The 16,286-nt window shown below is 72.0% G+C and carries 14 protein-coding genes; 1 reads left to right on the top strand and 13 read right to left on the bottom strand.

Going from position 1 to position 16,286, the window contains the following annotated elements; genetic code table 11:
• Window positions 1-4 precede the first annotated feature (4 nt).
• The 9 genes from mgtE to SXIM_RS17190 all read right to left on the bottom strand — a co-directional run bounded on the left by mgtE (window position 5) and on the right by SXIM_RS17190 (window position 11,184).
• Entirely contained in the window at window positions 5-1,330 is a 1,326-nt protein-coding gene (gene mgtE, locus SXIM_RS17230) for a magnesium transporter (RefSeq protein WP_030728735.1), read from the bottom strand.
• Between the two features lie 271 nt (window positions 1,331-1,601).
• Entirely contained in the window at window positions 1,602-2,885 is a 1,284-nt protein-coding gene (locus SXIM_RS17225; protein WP_030728736.1) for a thymidine phosphorylase, read from the bottom strand.
• Window positions 2,886-2,889: 4 nt separating this feature from the next.
• Window positions 2,890-3,279, bottom strand: coding sequence for a cytidine deaminase (locus SXIM_RS17220; RefSeq protein ID WP_030728742.1), 390 nt, complete (start codon window positions 3,277-3,279; stop codon window positions 2,890-2,892).
• Window positions 3,280-4,590: an ABC transporter permease gene (locus SXIM_RS17215; protein WP_030728744.1), complete on the bottom strand. Its 1,311-nt coding sequence runs from the start codon at window positions 4,588-4,590 to the stop codon at window positions 3,280-3,282. It abuts the gene before it with no gap.
• Complete coding sequence (locus SXIM_RS17210; RefSeq protein WP_030728747.1) at window positions 4,587-5,732, bottom strand: ABC transporter permease; 1,146 nt, start codon at window positions 5,730-5,732, stop codon at window positions 4,587-4,589. The genes SXIM_RS17215 and SXIM_RS17210 overlap by 4 nt, the downstream gene beginning before the upstream one ends.
• The gene (locus tag SXIM_RS17205) at window positions 5,729-7,315 is read right to left on the bottom strand and encodes an ABC transporter ATP-binding protein (protein ID WP_046724620.1); all 1,587 of its coding nucleotides are present in this window, start codon (window positions 7,313-7,315) and stop codon (window positions 5,729-5,731) included. Before SXIM_RS17205 ends, SXIM_RS17210 begins: the two co-directional genes overlap by 4 nt.
• Before the next feature lie 104 nt (window positions 7,316-7,419).
• A complete protein-coding gene (locus tag SXIM_RS17200; RefSeq protein ID WP_030728753.1) occupies window positions 7,420-8,472 on the bottom strand; it encodes a BMP family lipoprotein in 1,053 nt (350 codons plus the stop codon).
• Window positions 8,473-8,684: 212 nt separating this feature from the next.
• Window positions 8,685-9,923 (bottom strand): M20 family metallopeptidase, encoded by a 1,239-nt coding sequence (locus tag SXIM_RS17195; protein WP_030728756.1) that lies wholly within the window; start codon window positions 9,921-9,923, stop codon window positions 8,685-8,687.
• Between the two features lie 103 nt (window positions 9,924-10,026).
• Window positions 10,027-11,184 carry an oxidoreductase gene (locus SXIM_RS17190; protein ID WP_046724619.1) on the bottom strand — a complete coding sequence of 386 codons (1,158 nt, stop codon included), beginning with the start codon at window positions 11,182-11,184 and terminating at the stop codon, window positions 10,027-10,029.
• Between the two features lie 61 nt (window positions 11,185-11,245).
• On the opposite strand from SXIM_RS17190, the gene SXIM_RS17185 reads away from it, so the two are divergent.
• Window positions 11,246-11,620 carry a MerR family transcriptional regulator gene (locus SXIM_RS17185; RefSeq protein WP_030728765.1) on the top strand — a complete coding sequence of 125 codons (375 nt, stop codon included), beginning with the start codon at window positions 11,246-11,248 and terminating at the stop codon, window positions 11,618-11,620.
• Window positions 11,621-11,708: 88 nt separating this feature from the next.
• Here SXIM_RS17185 and SXIM_RS17180 read toward each other — a convergent pair whose 3' ends face one another.
• From SXIM_RS17180 to SXIM_RS17165, 4 genes are all read right to left on the bottom strand, one after another.
• A complete protein-coding gene (locus SXIM_RS17180; protein ID WP_046724618.1) occupies window positions 11,709-12,746 on the bottom strand; it encodes a hypothetical protein in 1,038 nt (345 codons plus the stop codon).
• A gap of 38 nt (window positions 12,747-12,784) precedes the next feature.
• Window positions 12,785-13,720 carry an N-acetylneuraminate synthase family protein gene (locus SXIM_RS17175; protein WP_030728776.1) on the bottom strand — a complete coding sequence of 312 codons (936 nt, stop codon included), beginning with the start codon at window positions 13,718-13,720 and terminating at the stop codon, window positions 12,785-12,787.
• A complete protein-coding gene (locus SXIM_RS17170) occupies window positions 13,717-14,892 on the bottom strand; it encodes an acylneuraminate cytidylyltransferase (protein WP_030728778.1) in 1,176 nt (391 codons plus the stop codon). The genes SXIM_RS17175 and SXIM_RS17170 overlap by 4 nt, the downstream gene beginning before the upstream one ends.
• 74 nt (window positions 14,893-14,966) lie before the next feature.
• On the bottom strand, window positions 14,967-16,238 hold the full coding sequence (locus SXIM_RS17165; RefSeq protein WP_046724617.1) for a DUF6716 putative glycosyltransferase: 1,272 nt from the start codon (window positions 16,236-16,238) through the stop codon (window positions 14,967-14,969).
• Window positions 16,239-16,286 lie beyond the last annotated feature (48 nt).

Here is a 16,286-nt window from a genome sequence, read left to right as displayed (position 1 = left end):
TCATTCAGATACCGAGGATGACTTTGGCGATCGAGAAGTAGATGACCAGACCCGTCGCGTCCACCAGCGTCGTCACCATCGGGGCCGAGACCACCGCCGGGTCGATCTTCAGGCGCTTGGCCAGCAGCGGCATCGTGCCGCCCACCGTCGAGGCCCAGCCACAGATCACGATCAGCGTCAGGGCGATCACCGCCGCCACGTCCCATCCCACGAACAGCGAGCCCACCAGCAGGCCGACCACCGCCAGCATCGACCCCAGCAGCAACCCGGTACGGCACTCGCGCCAGATCACCTTCAGCAGGTCACCCACCCGTACCTCGCCGACCGCCAGGGCGCGCACCGCCGCCGTCGCCGCCTGGGCGCCCGCGTTGCCGCCCGCGCCGATCAGCAGCGGGATGAACAGCGCCAGCTGGGTCACCGACTCCAGCTCGCCCTCGAACGCCCGGGTCACCATCACCGTCAGAATGGCCGCCACCAGCAGCAGCATCAGCCACAGCACCCGGGTGCGGGAGAGCTGGAAGACGCTCGCCGACATGTAGTGCCGCTCCAGCGGTTCGGCACCGGCCTGCCGCGCCACGTCCTCGGTGTCCGCCGCCTCGATGACCTCGAACGCGTCATCGCTGGTGAGCAGGCCCACCAGCCGGTCCTCGCTGTCCACCACCGGCAGGTCGAGCACGTTCGTCTCACGCATCAGCCGGGCCGCGTCCTCGGCGCGGTCGGTCGCCTTCGCCATCGGCGGCTCGGTCTCCACCAGCGCGGCGACCATCGTCTCCGGCTCGCTCAGCACCAGTTCGCGCAGCTCGACGATGCCGGTCAGCCGGCGCCCCGCGTCCACCACCGGCAGCGTGTAGATGGTCTCCGCCCGCGCCCCCCGCCGGCGTACCGTCTCCAACGCCTGAGCCACCGTCAGATCCTGCTGGAGCGCGACCGTCTCCGGCGTCATGTAGCGGCCGACCGAGCCCTCCGGGTAACCCAGCAGCGCCGCCGTCATCTGCCGTTCGTGGGCGCTGAGTCCGGCCAGCACCCGCTGGGCGACCTTGGCCGGGGCCTCCTTGAGCATCCGGGCCCGGTCGTCCGGGTCCATGTTCTCCACCAGATCGCGGAACGCCTGGTCCCGCAGCCCCTGGAGAATCTGCTGCTGGTCTACCGGGTCCAGCTCCTCGAAGACCTCCAGCGCGCGGTCCTTGTCCAGCAGCCGGAAGCTGATGACGGAGTTGACGGCGTCCATCCGCGCGAGTTCGTCGGCGATGGCGTAGGGCGGCTGGGTCTCCAGCCATTCGAGGGCGCCCGCGAGGTTGTGGTCCTCAAGCAGGGCAGGCAGATGGGTCATGACGGGATGTCCCCCTGGAGATGGTGCGCGAACGGCTGGCAGGCTCGGGGCGCGCACACGCCAGTCGTCCCAGGGGGTACGTGGCTACCTGGGCGGACGGACGCGGCGCGGCGGATGGTGACTGGGGGGTTCACTGCGCATCGCAGCCACACCTCCCGCCGTGCCGTTCCGTCAAGACCATCCCTCAGGGTACACACCATCGACGACGATGATGGCAAAGGGTTGACCACATCCCGGTGAAGGTGTTAGAGGGTGTCGGTCGGATACCGGCCTACGCGATCCTGTCCAAAATCGTCGGGGGTACGGCCACCCGGGCCTCGTCGCTGACCTCGATCGCGTCCCCGGACAGCGACTCCAGGGCCGCGCCGAACCGTTCGGGGGTGTCGGTGTGCAGGGTCAGCAGCGGCTCCCCCGCGCGCACCGTCTGCCCCGGCTTGGCGTGCAGTTCGATGCCCGCGCCCGCCTGCACCGGGTCCTCCTTGCGGGCCCGGCCCGCGCCCAGCCGCCAGGCCGCCACCCCGACCGCGTACGCGTCCAGCCGGGTGAGCGTCCCGGAGGCCGGGGCGGTCAGCACGTGCGTCTCGCGGGCCACCGGCAGCGGGGCGTCCGGGTCACCGCCCTGCGCCTTGATCATGCGGCGCCAGTGGTCCATCGCGCTGCCGTCCGCCAGCGCCCGCGCCGGGTCGGCGTCGGTCAGCCCGGCCGCGTCCAGCATCTCCCGGGCCAGCGCCAGGGTCAGCTCGACCACATCGGCCGGACCGCCGCCCGCCAGCACCTCCACCGACTCGCGCACCTCCAGCGCGTTGCCGGCCGTCAGCCCCAGCGGCGTGGACATGTCGGTGAGCAGCGCCACCGTCCGCACCCCGTGGTCGGTGCCCAGCGACACCATCGTCTCGGCCAGCTCACGGGCGTCGGCCCGCGTCTTCATGAACGCGCCGGAGCCCACCTTCACGTCCAGCACCAGCGCGCCGGTGCCCTCGGCGATCTTCTTCGACATGATCGAGGAGGCGATCAGCGGGATCGCCTCCACCGTGCCGGTCACATCGCGCAGCGCGTACAGCTTGCGGTCCGCCGGGGCGAGCCCGTCGCCGGCCGCGCAGATCACCGCGCCCGCCTCGCGCAGCACCGACAGCATCTCGTCGTTGGACAGCCGCGCCCGCCAGCCGGGGACGGACTCCAGCTTGTCCAGGGTGCCGCCGGTGTGCCCGAGCCCGCGCCCGGACAGCTGCGGCACGGCAGCGCCGCACGCCGCCACCAGCGGGGCCAGCGGCAGCGTGATCTTGTCGCCGACGCCGCCCGTCGAGTGCTTGTCGGTGGTGGGCAGCGGCAGGGAGGAGAAGTCCATTCGCTCCCCGGAGGCGATCATCGCCGCCGTCCAGCGGGCGATCTCGGCCCGGTCCATGCCGTTGAGGAGGATCGCCATCGCCAGCGCCGACATCTGCTCGTCGGCCACCTCGCCCCGGGTGTAGGCGTCGATGATCCAGTCGATCTGGGCGGGGGTCAGCGTGCCGCCGTCCCGCTTGGCACGGATGACGGAGATGGCGTCGTGGCTCATGAGATCAGAAGTTCCAGGATTCGGGGAGCAGATCGGACAGCGGACGGATGCCGCCGGCGGGGGTGTCCACCAGCAGCTCCGGGCCGCCGTTTTCCATCAGCAGCTGGCGGCAGCGGCCACACGGGGTGATGATCTCCCCCTTGCCGTTGACGCAGGTGAAGTGGGTGAGCCGGCCGCCGCCGGTGGCGTGCAGGGCGGAGACCAGGCCGCACTCGGCGCACAGCCCCACGCCGTAGGAGGCGTTCTCCACATTGCAGCCGACCACCGTACGGCCGTCGTCCACCAGCGCCGCGGCGCCCACCCGGTAACGGGAGTACGGGGCGTACGCCCGGCCCATCACCTCGCGGGCCGCGCCGCGCAGCGCCTCCCAGTCCACCTCGGTGGTGTCCGCCATCTAGCCGCCCTCGCCTCTCCGGTAGGGCTTGCCCACCGCCTTGGGTGTCCGCAGCCGCTGGGCGAACAGTGTCAGGACCAGCAGCGTCGTCAGATACGGGCTGGCACTCACCAGCTCGAGCGGCATCGTGTCAGTGGTGGCGTACCAGATCCACAGCGCCGCTCCGACGACGGCCACGATCAGCGCGGTGAGGCGCTTGCCGCGCCACAGCTGCCAGATCGCGACGCCCGCCAGGGCCAGGGCGAACAGCAGCAGCGTGGCGTGCACGGTCGCGCCGCCGTCGCGGGTCTGCAGGGCGTCCATGAAGCCGAACAGGCCGGCGCCGGTGGCGACACCGCCGGGACGCCAGTTGCCGAAGATCATGGTCGCCAGGCCCAGGTAGCCGCGCCCGCCGGTCTGACCGTCCTGGTACATGCGGATCAGCACCGCCAGGTACGCGCCGCCGAGCCCGGCGAGGCCGCCGGAGACCAGCAGGGCGACGTACTTGTACGCGTAGACGTTCACCCCGAGCGACTCGGTGGCCTGCGGGTTCTCACCGCAGGAGCGCAGCCGCAGCCCGAAGGACGTCTTCCACAGCACCACGTACGTGCCCACGAACAGCAGCACCGCGAGCAGGGTGAGCCAGGAGACGTTGTTGACGCCGGCGCGCAGGATGCCCGCCAGGTCGGAGATCAGGAACCAGCGCTTGCCCGCGATGTCGCCCAGCCAGTCGGCCACGCCCGGCACCGAGAACGGCTGGAGGATGTCCATCTGCGGCGACTGCTTGTCGTTGCCGCCGGCGTCCTTGGCCGGGCTGCCGTCGGCGCCGAACCACAGCTTGGCGAGGAACTGCACCACGCCCAGGGCCAGGATGTTGATGGCGACACCGGAGACGATGTGGTCCACGCCGAAGGTCACGGTGGCCACCGCGTGCACCAGGCCGCCCAGCATGCCGCCGATGATGCCCGCGAGCACGGCGGCCCAGGGCCCGTACTGCCAGCCGATCCAGCCTGCCGCGAACAGGCCGAGCATCATCATGCCCTCAAGGCCGATGTTGACGACGCCGGAGCGCTCGGCCCACAGGCCGCCGAGTCCGGCGAGGCCGATCGGCACGGCGAAGCTCAGCGCGCTCGCCCACTGGCTGGTGGCGGTCAGCGAGTCGGCGCCGGTCATCACGCGGACCACGGACAGCAGCACGAGGCCGCCCGCGATCAGCAGCAGCACCATGGGGTAGGTGAGCCTGCGGCGCGGCGTGCCACTGCTGGTGGCTCCCGTGCCCTTGCCCTTGTCGCTGCCGGGTTTTCCGGCGGGGGTCTCCACGGTGGTGGTCACGCCGTCACCTCCGCGTCCTTCTCCGCGCTGTTCTTACGGGCCTGGGCGGCGAGCTGTTCGCCGACGATGCGCTGTTGGCGTTTGATGCCCCAGCGGCGGACGAGTTCGTAGGCGACCACGACGGACAGCACGATGACGCCCTGCATCACGCCGACGATCTCCTGGGCGTAGCCCTCGAACTCCAGTTGGCCGCCGGTGCGCTCCAGGAAGCCCCACAGCAGCGCCGCGAAGGCCATGCCGACCGCGCTGTTGCGGCCGAGCAGGGCGATGGCGATGCCGGTGAAGCCGATCCCGGTGGGGAAGTCGTTGCCGTAGTTGCCGGAGATGTTCAGCAGGGTGGGCATGCCCACCAGGCCGGCCACCGCGCCGGAGAGCAGCATCGCGGTGATCACGGTGCGCTTGACGGAGACACCGGACGCCTCGGCGGCCGGCTCGGAGGCCCCGACGGCCCGCAGGTCGTAGCCGAAGCGGGTGCGGCTGAGCACGAACCAGTAGCCGATGCCGACGATCACCGCGATCACGATGGTGCCGTAGATCGGCTGGACGTTGGTGGGGATCTCGAAGAAGAAGCTGGAGTCGGGGATGTCGGTGGTGTGCACGAGGTTGCCCTCGCGCTCCGCCAGCCGGCCTTCCTTGAGGAAGTAGCCGATGAGCGAGCCGCCGATGAAGTTCAGCATGATCGTGGTGATCACTTCGCTGACGCCCCGGGTGGCCTTCAGGTAGCCGGCGATGCCCGCCCACAGCGCACCGACCAGCATGGCGGTGATCAGGATGACGGGGATCTGGATGATGCCGGGCAGCGCCAGCGCGCCGCCGACGGCGGCGGCGAAGAAGGCGGCGACCCGGTACTGGCCGTCGACCCCGATGTTGAACAGGTTCATCCGGAAGCCGATGGCCACCGCGACGGCCGACAGGTAGTACGGGATCGCCTTGTTGACGATCCAGACCTGGCTGTCGCTCTTGGAGCCGAAGTCCAGCATCACGGAGAACGCCTGGAAGGGGTTCTGCCCGGTGGCGGTCATCACCAGCGAGGTGATGATCACGGCGGTGACGATCGCCAGCAGCGGGGCGGCGAGCCCCAGGACGATCTTCTCCCGGTCGATGTTCTTGATCCGGGTGGTCACGGCGGTCACGGCGCTCATGACGGGGTCTCCGTCTGCGCGTCGCCCGTCAGGTGGCCGGTGGCGGCGCCGGTCATGGCGGTGCCCAACTCCTCGGGGGTGATGGTGGCGGGGTCGGCGTCGGCGACCAGCCGGCCCCGGTACATGACGCGGAGGCTGTCGGACAGGCCGATCAGCTCGTCCAGGTCGGCGGAGATCAGCAGCACGGCGAGCCCTTCACGGCGCGCGGCCCTGATCTGGTCCCAGATCTGGGACTGGGCGCCGACGTCCACGCCCCGGGTGGGGTGGGCGGCGATCAGCACCTTGGGGTGGTGGCTCATCTCGCGGCCGAAGATCAGCTTCTGCTGGTTGCCGCCGGACAGCGACGCCGCGGTGACCTCGATGCCGGGGGTGCGCACGTCGTACTCGCGCACGATCCGCTCGGTGTCGGCGCGGGCGTCCCCGGCGGTCAGCCACGGGCCCTTGCTGTTGGGGCGCTGGGTGACGTGGCCCAGCATCCGGTTCTCCCACAGCGGGGCGTTCAGCAGCAGGCCGTGCCGGTGCCGGTCCTCGGGGATGTAGCCGATGCCGTCCTCGCGGCGGCGGCGGGTGGAGCGGCGGGTGATGTCCTCGCCGTCCAGCGAGATCGTGCCCGCGTCCAGGCCGCGCACGCCCATGATGGCCTCGACCAGTTCGGCCTGGCCGTTGCCCTCGACGCCGGCGATGCCCAGCACCTCACCGGCGTGGATGGTGAAGTCGACCTCGGAGAGCACGTCGCGGCGCACCCCGTCCGAGTCGGTGCCCGACTGCCGCAGCCCGGCGACGGTGAGCACCGGCCGGTCGGTGACGGTGGACTCGCGGGTCTCGGGGGTGGGCAGCTCGGAGCCGACCATCAGCTCGGCCAGCTGCTTGGGGGTGGTCGCGGAGGGTTCGACGGCGGCGACCGTCGTACCGCGCCGGATGACGGTGATGTCGTCGGCGACCGAGAGCACCTCGCCCAGCTTGTGCGAGATGAAGATGACGGTGAGGCCCTCGGCGGTCAGCTCGCGGAGGTTGCCGAAGAGCGCGTCCACCTCCTGCGGCACCAGGACGGCGGTGGGCTCGTCCAGGATGAGGGTCCTGGCGCCCCGGTAGAGGACCTTGAGGATCTCCACCCGCTGCCGGTCGGCGACGCCGATGTCCTCGACCAGCAGGTCGGGACGTACGCCCAGGCCGTACGCGTCGGACAGCTCCTTGATGCGGGCGCGGGCGGCGCCTCCGATGCCGTGGAGCTTCTCGGCGCCCAGGACCACGTTCTCCAGGACGGTGAGGTTGTCCGCGAGCATGAAGTGCTGGTGCACCATGCCGATGCCGCGCGCGATGGCGTCGGCCGGGGTGGCGAAGGAGACCTGGTCGCCGTCGATGGTGATGGTGCCCTCGTCCGGCTTCTGCATGCCGTAGAGGATCTTCATCAGCGTGGACTTGCCGGCGCCGTTCTCGCCCACGAGGGCGTGCACGGTGCCCTTGCGCACGGTGATGTCGATGTCGTGGTTGGCCACGACGCCGGGGAAGCGTTTGGTGATCCCGCGCAGCTCAACGGCCGGGGTGGTGCCGCTGGGCTCGGGGGAGCTGCTGGAGGCTGGGATGGCGCACTCTCCTCGCGCGGGACGGTGAAGCGAGCGGAGGGCCGGTGGGGAGAGAGTCCCCCACCGGCCCCGTACGGCCGCCCCGGGGGGCGGCCGTCACTGTGTTACGGGGTCTCCTGGACGGTGACCTCGCCGGAGACGATGCGGGCCTTGGCCGCCTCGATCTGCTCGGAGATGTCATCGATGAAACCACCCGAGGTGGCCAGCTGGACACCCTCCTCGGCGAGGTTGTAGGAGTGCGGGCCGCTCAGCGGCTCGCCGTCCTGGACCGACTTGATCAGGTCGAAGACGGCGACGTCCACGCCCTTGACCACGGAGGTGAGGATGGAGTCCTTGTACTCGGCGAGGCCGGGCTGGACGTAGGCGTCGGAGTCGACACCGATCGCCCAGGCGCCCTCGACACCGGCGACCATCTCGATGGAGCCCTGGCCGGACTGGCCGGCGGCGGTGTAGATGATGTCGGCGCCGCGGCCGAGCATGCCGTCGGCGGTCTCGCGGGCCTTGGCGACATCGTTGAAGCCGGCGTCGTTGTCCTCGTAGAGGTACTGGACATCGACGGTGACGTCGGTGCCCTCGGCGTCGTTGGTGTCGAGCACACCCTGGACGAAGCCGGCCTCGAACTTGTTGATCAGCGGGTTGTTCACACCGCCGATGAAGCCGACGGTGCCGCTCTCGGTCTTCAGCGCGGCGGCGACACCGGCGAGGTAGGAGCCCTCGTGCTCGGAGAAGACCATGCTGTAGACGTTGTCGCCCTCGGCGACGGAGTCCACCACACCGAAGGTGATGTCGGGGTAGTTCGCGGCGACCTTCTCTATCGAGTTGCCGTAGAGATAGCCGACGCCGATGATCGGGTTGAAGCCGTTCTCGGCGAGGGACGTCAGCCGCTGCTCGCGGTCGGCGTCGGTCTCGTCGTTCTTGGCGGTCATCTCCTTGAACTCGACGCCGAGCTCCTCGGCGGCACGGTCCAGGCCACGCGCGGCGGACTCGTTGAAGGAGTGGTCGTCCCGGCCGCCGACGTCGAAGGCCAGGCCCACGCCCGCGTCGCTCTTGCCGGATCCGGAGGAGGAGGAGGTGGAGCTCTCACCGCACGCCGTGGCGGTCAGGGCGAGGGTCGCCGTGACGGCGACCGATGCTGCGAGCTTGGATACGCGGCGCAAGAGGACGATCCCTTCGGTCTGAAAGCGCCTCTTACGGCGCTGTTGCCAGGATCGTAACGCGCGTAGACATGCGGTAAAGACGGGCTAAGGACCCGTTATCAGATCGTCGTGAACGCAACCAGTACGCAACATTGCTCGGTGTGTCGGCACCGGCACCCGGGGCTGCGGCAGAACCCCGGGTGCCGGTGGTGTTCACGGGCGCGCGGAGGCGTTCAGGGGCGCTGGGCGGCGTCCAGCAGTGCGGCCGAGGTGAGCAGTTCCACACCGACCCCGATCGCGGACTCGTCCACGTCGAAGTCGCCCTGGTGGATGTCGCGTGGCGCGGCACCGGGCCGGTCGCCGTCGCCGGGCGGCCTGACCCCGAGGCGGGCCATGGCACCGGGGACCTGCTCCAGGTACCAGGAGAAGTCCTCGCCGCCCAGGGACTGCTCGGTGGGCTCGACCGCGTCGGCCCCGTACCGGCTGGTCATGGCCGCCGCCAGCAGCGAGGTGACCTGCGGCTCGTTGACCACCGGAGGGACACCGCGGATGTAGTCGATCTCGTACTTGGCCTGGTGCAGCCGCGCGACCTCGCCGACCGCCTCCTCGACCAGGTCCTTGGCGTCCCGCCAGGCGGACAGCTCCAGGCAGCGCATGGTGCCGGAGATCTCGGCGCGCTGCGGGATGACGTTGGAGGCGTGGCCGGTGGTCAGCCTGCCCCAGGTGACCGCGAGCCCGGCGCGGGTGTCGACCCGGCGGGCGAGCAGCGCGGGGACATCGGTGATGACCCGCGCGGCGGCGGTGACCAGGTCGGTGGTGAGGTGCGGGCGGGCGGTGTGGCCGCCGTCGCCGGACAGCCGGATCTCCAGCCGGTCGCAGGCGGAGGTGATGGGCCCGGACTTGAGCCCGATCTTCCCGGCGTCGACCTTGGGGTCGCAGTGCAGGGCGAGGATGCGGCCGACGCCGTCCAGCACGCCGGAGTCGATGGCGTCGGTGGCGCCGCCCGGCAGCACCTCCTCGGCCGGCTGGAAGATCAGCCGCACCGGCTGCGGCAGCTCGCCCCGGGCGGCCAGCCCGGCGAGGACCAGACCGGTGCCGAGCACCACGGTGGTGTGCACGTCGTGGCCGCAGGCGTGCGCCCGGCCGGGGACGGTGGAGCGGTACGGCACGGTCTTGGTGTCGGGGATCGGCAGCGCGTCGAGGTCGGCGCGCAGCGCCAGCACCGGGCGGCCGGATCTGCCCGCCCGTGCGTCACCGGTGGGGTGGATGTCACATACCAGGCCGGTACCGCCGTCGAGTACGCGTGGTGCGAGACCCGCGCGCTCCAGGCGCTCCTTGATGACGGCGGTGGTACGGACCTCCTGGTGGCCCAGCTCGGGGTGCATGTGGAGATCCCGGCGGACGGCGATCAGTTCGCGCCGCAGGGCATCGCTCAGCACACCGGCGGACTCCGGTGACAGCTGTTGACTCACGCCTCCGACACTATCTCTGTTTCGCCGCTCAACCGGCGCCGATCACGCAAAGTTCACACGCCGGGAACGCGTGCGGTCGCAACTGACTGGGTATGACTGTTTTTTATTTCTTCCGGTCCGCGGTGCGCCCCGACGGGAGCACGGGATAGTCGGTGTAGCCGAGGGCGCCGCCGGTGTACATGGCGTAGCGGTCGCGTACGGGATTGACCGGGGCGCCGGTGCGCAGCCGCTCGACGAGGTCGGGGTTGGCGAGGAAGGGGCGGCCGAGCGCGACGAGGTCGGCGCCGGCGGCACGCAGCGCTCGGGCGGCGGCCAGGCCGCCGTCCGCCGGGATCCGGTCGGCGGGCAGCACCGGGTTGGCGATGAGGGTGCCGGCCCACAGCGCGCGCAGCCGGGCGAAGAGCGGGTGCGCGGGGTCGGCGAAGGCGAGGTGCAGGTAGGCCGGGCCGGCGCCGGCGGTGGCCGCCAGCAGGGCGGGGTAGAGCGCCGCGGCCTCGGTCTCGGACTCCTCGACGCCGTTGACGGCGTGCAGGGGGGAGACGCGCAGCCCGGTGCGTTCGGCGCCGATGGCGTCGGCGACGGCGGCCACCACCTCGGCGGTGAAGCGGATCCGGGCCGCGACGGTGCCGCCGTAGGCGTCGGTGCGCCGGTTGGTGCCGCCGGCGAGGAACTGGTGCAGCAGGTAGCCGTTGGCGCTGTGCACCTCGACCCCGTCGAAGCCGGCGTCGACGGCGCGGCGGGCGGTGGCGGCGAAGTCGCCGACGGTCTGCCGGATGTCGGCGGCGGTCATCTCGCGCGGGGTGACGGCGGCCCGGCGCCCGGTCGGGGTGTGGATGGTCTCGGGCAGCGGGAGCGGCGAGGGGGCGATCGGGGTGTGGCCGCTGGTGGCGGGGTGGCCGACCCGGCCGCCGTGCTGGATCTGGAGGAACAGCGGGCCGCCGCCGGCCGCCCGGACGGCGTCGGTGACGCGGCGCCAGCCGGCGGTGTGCCGGTCGGTGTACAGGGCGGTGATGTTCGGGTACGTGTGGCCGACGGGGCTGGGGGCGGACGCCTCGGCGATGATCAGTCCGGCGGAGGCGCGCTGGGCGTAGTACTCGGCCATCAGCGCGGTGGGGGTGCCGTCGGGCTCGGCGCGGTTACGGGTCATGGGGGCCATGACGAGGCGGTTGGCCAGCGGGTGCGCGCCGAGCCGGGCGGGGGCGAGCAGGTCGGACGCGGCGGCGGTTCGGGCGTCGGTGGCGGTACCGGTGTCGGTGGTCATGCCGGTACCGTAGAACTTCTCATCGATGTCAGATTCAAGCCCGGAAGGTGTGACCTGCGTCATGCGTATCGGTGAACTGGCCCGCCGCACGGGAGTGAGCGAGCGCTCGCTGCGCTACTACGAGCAGGAGGGCCTGCTCTCCGCCGGGCGGACCCCCGGCGGGCACCGGGAGTACGCCGAGGGCGCGGCGGACCGGGTCGCCCGGATCCAGACGCTGTACGCGGCGGGGCTGTGCAGCGAGAAGATCGCCAAGCTGCTGCCCTGCATGCGCGACAGCGACGGGCGGGCCGCCGCGACGGCGGACACCTATCTGATGACCGAGCTGACCTGGGAGCGCGCCCGCATCGACCGCATGATCGAGGACCTGCGGCGCTCCCGGGCCCTGCTGGACGAGGTGATCGCGACCGCCGCGCGACCGGCGGACGAGCAGCCGTAGCCGCCGGTCCCGCGCCGGCCGCCGGGCCGGCCGGGCTCAGCGCGGGTCGGGTGTCGCGGGTCTCTCGTGTTCCTCCGGGGCCCCCTCCTCAGTGAGGGGCGGGGAGAAAGCTCAGTCCGTGGGCGCCGCGCGCCGTGTTGGTGACGGCGGACAGGAAGCCGCTGGCCCGCTCGGTGACCCGGTCCGTGAACCAGCCGGGCGACACGTCGCACACCACGATCTCGGTGCTGGTGTCCGACAGCACCAGCGGCAGGGTGTGCACGACGGTGGAGGGGAAGGAGAGGATCTTGGAGCCGACGGGACCGCGCCGCGCGACCAGTTCCAGCGGCAGGTCGGGCCGGACGATCTCCAGGCCGGCCTCGCGCTCCACCCGGCGCAGCTTCTCGGCGCTCTCCTTGCGGTGCGCGTAGTAGCGGGCCACGCCGTGCCGGTCGGCCAGTTCGGCGACCGCGCTCAGATAGCGGTCCTCGTGCAGCACGCCGGTCTCCACCAGCGAGGTGCCGACCAGGTCGGCGCCCTCGGCGACCCGGGGCGGGCCGAAGCGGTCCCGGGTCCAGGCCAGGGTGTTGGCGGTGACGGCGACGCCCTCGGGGGGATCCACCGGCATCGCGGTGAAGACCTCCACCCCCACCCCGGTGGCCGGGGTGAGGCGCCGCACCGCGCGCTTGGCCACCGGCGCGAACAGCGCGGCGCGCGCCCCGGAGGGTGCGGTGCGGTGCCAGCGCACCAGCCGCTCGCCGCGAGCCAGCTGCGCGGTGAACTCCATGGTGGCGGTGCCGTCGTCCACCACGACCACGTCGCAGCGCCGGGCCATGGACAGCAGCAGCTGGAGGTAGCGGGAGAACGGGTCCCCGATCAGCAGCAGCTTCGCCCGGCGCAGCGGCCCGGCGAGGGCGGCCAGGGCGCGGGAGGGCTTGACCGCCCCGCCGCGCGCCTCCTGCCACAGCACGCGGTGCCCCTCGTCCCGGGCCAGCTGGGCCATCCGGCGCAGCTGGCCCCGGGAGATGGGGTCGTGCGGGGGCAGGATGACGACCGTGCGGGCGCCGGGGTGGACGTGCGCCCACTCCAGTATGTTCAGCAGCTGGACCGGGCTCTCGGCGAACGCCAGCGTCTCGTCGGTCGTCATCTTCTCCGCCCTTCCGTGGGTTGCGGTGGTGCTGCGGGTCAGGCGTTGGCGGGCTCGCGCTCGCCGGTCTCGGCGCCCTCGGCGACCACGCCCTTGACGCGGCGCAGCTTCTTCATGGGGGCCAGCTCGCTGTCGTACACCTTCTTGACGCCGTCGCCCAGGGACTCCTCGATGGTGCGGATGTCGCGCACCATGCGGGTCAGGCCCTGCGGCTCGACGGAGGCGGCCTGGTCCGAGCCCCACATGGCGCGGTCCAGGGTGATGTGGCGCTCGACGAAGACGGCGCCGAGGGCGACCGCGGCGAGGGTGGTCTGCAGGCCGGTCTCGTGGCCGGAGTAGCCGATCGGGACGTTGGGGTACTCGGCCTGGAGGGTGTTGATGACGCGCAGGTTCAGCTCGTCGGCCTTGGCCGGGTAGGTGCTGGTGGCGTGGCAGAGCAGGATGTTCTGCGAGCCCAGGACCTCGACCGCGTGCCGGATCTGCCGCGGGGTGGACATGCCGGTGGACAGGATGACGGTCTTGCCGGTGGCGCGCAGGGCCCGCAGCAGGTCGTCGTCGGTGAGCGAGGCGGAGGCCACCTTGTGGGCGGGCACGTCGAACTTCTCCAGGAAGTCGACGGCCTCGGTGTCCCACGGGGAGGCGAACCAGTGGATGCCGTGCTTCTTGCAGTACGCGTCGATGGCGGCGTAGTCGTCCGCGTCGAACTCGACCCGGTGCCGGTAGTCGATGTACGTCATCCGGCCCCAGGGGGTGTCGCGCTCGATGTCCCACTGGTCGCGCGGGGTGCAGATCTCCGGGGTGCGCTTCTGGAACTTCACGGCGTCGCAGCCGGCCTCGACGGCGGCGTCGATCAGGGCGAAGGCGTTGTCCAGGTCACCGTTGTGGTTGATGCCGATCTCACCGGTGACGTACACGGGGCGGCCGGGGCCCACGACACGGTCGCCGAGCTGACGGAGGCGGTTGCTGGTGGTCATGAGGTGTGGAGTTCCTTTCCGAGGATCCACGAGGCGATCTCGCGGATCGCGCCGTATCCGCCGGGGGCGGTGGTGACGGCGCGGGCGGCGGCGGTGACGACGTCATGGGCGCCGGCGACGGCCACCGGCCAGCCGACGAGGCCGAAGCAGGGCAGGTCATTGACGTCGTTGCCGGCGTAGAGCACGCGTTCGGGGTTGATCCCGTGCTCCTCGCACCACTGTTTGAGTGCGAGGTCCTTGCGGTCGATGCCGTGCAGAACCGGAATGCGCAGCTTGCGCGCCCGGGCGGCGACGACCGGGTTCTGTTCCGTGGACAGGATCAGCAGCGGCAGCCCCGCGCGGCGCAGCGCGGCGATGCCGAGGCCGTCGCCGCGGTGCACGGCGACCAGTTCCCGTCCCTCGGAGTCGATCAGCACCCGGTCATCGGTCTGGGTGCCGTCGAAGTCGATGACGACCGCGTCGATGTCCTCGCGGCCGGGCAGGCGTCCGCCGGTGCCGTCCAGCAGCGGGGCGAGCGCGCGGGCCCGGTCGAGATCGTGCGGATCGTCGATCTCCAGGACGCGGGCGGGGTCGGCGGGCACCAGGGAGGTGCGGCCGAAGAAGCGGTGGCGTTCGGTGCGGAAGGCGGGGGCGCGCATGGCGTACGCGGCGCCGGTCTCCAGCCAGTCCTGCGGGCGGTCCTGGCGGCGCGGCCGGTACGCCTTGTCGTGGTTGACGCCGTGTCCGCCCTGGTCGCTCTCGCGCCACACGAACCCGTGGAAGGGGGCGGCGGTGAAGGCGGAGTCGGCTCCGTCGAGCACCGCGCGGGTGACGCCGTCCAGGTCGCCGGGGGTGATGAAGGGGCTGGTGCACTGCACGAGCAGGACCACGTCCAGGGGGGTGCCGTCGCGCTGTTCGACGGTGTCCATGGCGTGCAGGACGGCGGCCTCGCTGGTGGCGGTGTCCCCGGAGATCCGCGCGGGGCGTTCGACGACGCCGGCGCCCGCGGAGCGGGCCAGGGCGGCGATGCCGGGGTCGTCGGTGGAGACCACGACCTGCCCGATCAGCCGCGCGGCCCGGGCGGCGCGGACGGCGCGGACCACGAGCGGGGCGTCGGCGATGGGTGCGAGGTTCTTCCCGGGCACCCCCTTGGAGCCTCCGCGCGCGGGTATGACGGCCAGGACGTTGGGCATGACATCGCTTTCGTGGTCGTGGTCGTGGTCGTGGTCGGGAGTGCGGGGCCCGGGGGTGCCGGGTGCGGGGGCGGTCACAGCTGCCCCCAGCGGCGGATGATCGGCGCGATGCGCTGGGCCGCCGTGCGGTACGTGGCACGGGCGGCCTGCCGCAGCAGGCGGTGGGTGGAGGCGGGGGCCACCGTGTCGTGGCGGGCGAGGATGCCGGGCAGATAGCCGGGGGCGGTGCGCCGCGTGTAGTACGGCGTCAGCGGCGGGCGCGGCGCGCCCAGCAGGGCGCTCAGCCGCTCGCGGGCCGGGCCGTACGCCTGCTCGGGGTCGGCGGCCAGCCCCTGGTCGGCCAGCCACTCCGTCTCGGGCTCGGGCCGGTACCCGGCGTCGAGTTCGTCCCAGGAGGCGAAGCAGCCCGAACCGGTGAAGTAGTGGTTGCCCAGCGGCTCGCGGATGCCCAGGTCGGTGAGGATCGCGGTGGGGATGCCCCGGTGCAGGGACTCCAGCGCCGCGGTGGAGGAGACCGTCACCAGCAGGTCGGTGGTGTCCAGGACCTCGCCCATGTTGCCGTAGGCGAGGGAGAAGTTGTCGGGCCGCCGGTCGCGGGCGCGCTCCGCCAGCCGCTGGTAGGGCAGTTCCTCCACGTGCGTGGTCTGCTCGCCCGGCCTGCTGCGCAGTTTGACGATCACCTCGCGTCCGGGGTGCCGGCGGGCGTGCGCCATGGCCCGCTCCAGCAGGTACGCGCGGTCGGCGCGGCTGCCGGGGACCGAGGGCTGCACGGCGAACACCAGCCGGTAGGGACGGTCCTGCCCCCGCGGGCGCACGTCGTGCCGTGCACCGCCGAGGAAGGGCAGCGCGCACTCGGTGACGGCGGAGGCGTCGGCCCGTACCCCCTCGTACACCGCGCGGAAGCGCCGTACGTCGTAGGGGCTGTTGGCCAGCACCATGTCGGCGCCGTGCCGCAGCAGCAGGCCGTCGGTGAGCTTCTCGTAGACCACGCCCACGTAGCCGGTGACGACCACGGGCCGCTGCTGGTCGCCCTTCCACACGTCCGCGAGGGCGTGCAGCAGCGCCTGGACGGTGCCGCCCACGCAGGCCAGGATCAGCACCTGGTGGGTGCCGCGGCCCAGTTCGGTCAGGAAGTCGGCGGCCGTGATCTCGCGGGCCTCGCCCGCGTCCGCGCCGCTCTCGGCCAGCTGCCGGGCGGTGGGGGTGGCCCGGCCGCGCAGCAGAAAGCCCTGCGGGATCGCGCCGGGGACCAGCCGGCGGGCGGTGTGAGCACCCCATTTCCACCGGGTGTCGGAGTCCGCCAGGACGGCGACGCGGGGCGGGTCGTGGGGGGAAGGACTTGGCACATCAGGGAACCTAGGCAGCGCGCCCCAGGAAGGGGCCAACTGATGACC

The organism is Streptomyces xiamenensis, from assembly GCF_000993785.3.
Lineage (GTDB): Bacteria > Actinomycetota > Actinomycetes > Streptomycetales > Streptomycetaceae > Streptomyces > Streptomyces xiamenensis.
Note: the sequence above shows the minus strand (reverse complement) of the source record. Positions and strands in the feature narration are given on the sequence as shown.

Coding starts and splice junctions, on each gene's coding strand:
- mgtE (WP_030728735.1), bottom strand. CDS start 1,330: ATGACCCATCTGCCTGCCCTGCTTGAGGACCACAACCTCGCGGGCGCC.
- SXIM_RS17225 (WP_030728736.1), bottom strand. CDS start 2,885: ATGAGCCACGACGCCATCTCCGTCATCCGTGCCAAGCGGGACGGCGGC.
- SXIM_RS17220 (WP_030728742.1), bottom strand. CDS start 3,279: ATGGCGGACACCACCGAGGTGGACTGGGAGGCGCTGCGCGGCGCGGCC.
- SXIM_RS17210 (WP_030728747.1), bottom strand. CDS start 5,732: ATGAGCGCCGTGACCGCCGTGACCACCCGGATCAAGAACATCGACCGG.
- SXIM_RS17190 (WP_046724619.1), bottom strand. CDS start 11,184: ATGACCACCGACACCGGTACCGCCACCGACGCCCGAACCGCCGCCGCG.
- SXIM_RS17185 (WP_030728765.1), top strand. CDS start 11,246: ATGCGTATCGGTGAACTGGCCCGCCGCACGGGAGTGAGCGAGCGCTCG.
- SXIM_RS17180 (WP_046724618.1), bottom strand. CDS start 12,746: ATGACGACCGACGAGACGCTGGCGTTCGCCGAGAGCCCGGTCCAGCTG.
- SXIM_RS17175 (WP_030728776.1), bottom strand. CDS start 13,720: ATGACCACCAGCAACCGCCTCCGTCAGCTCGGCGACCGTGTCGTGGGC.
- SXIM_RS17170 (WP_030728778.1), bottom strand. CDS start 14,892: ATGCCCAACGTCCTGGCCGTCATACCCGCGCGCGGAGGCTCCAAGGGG.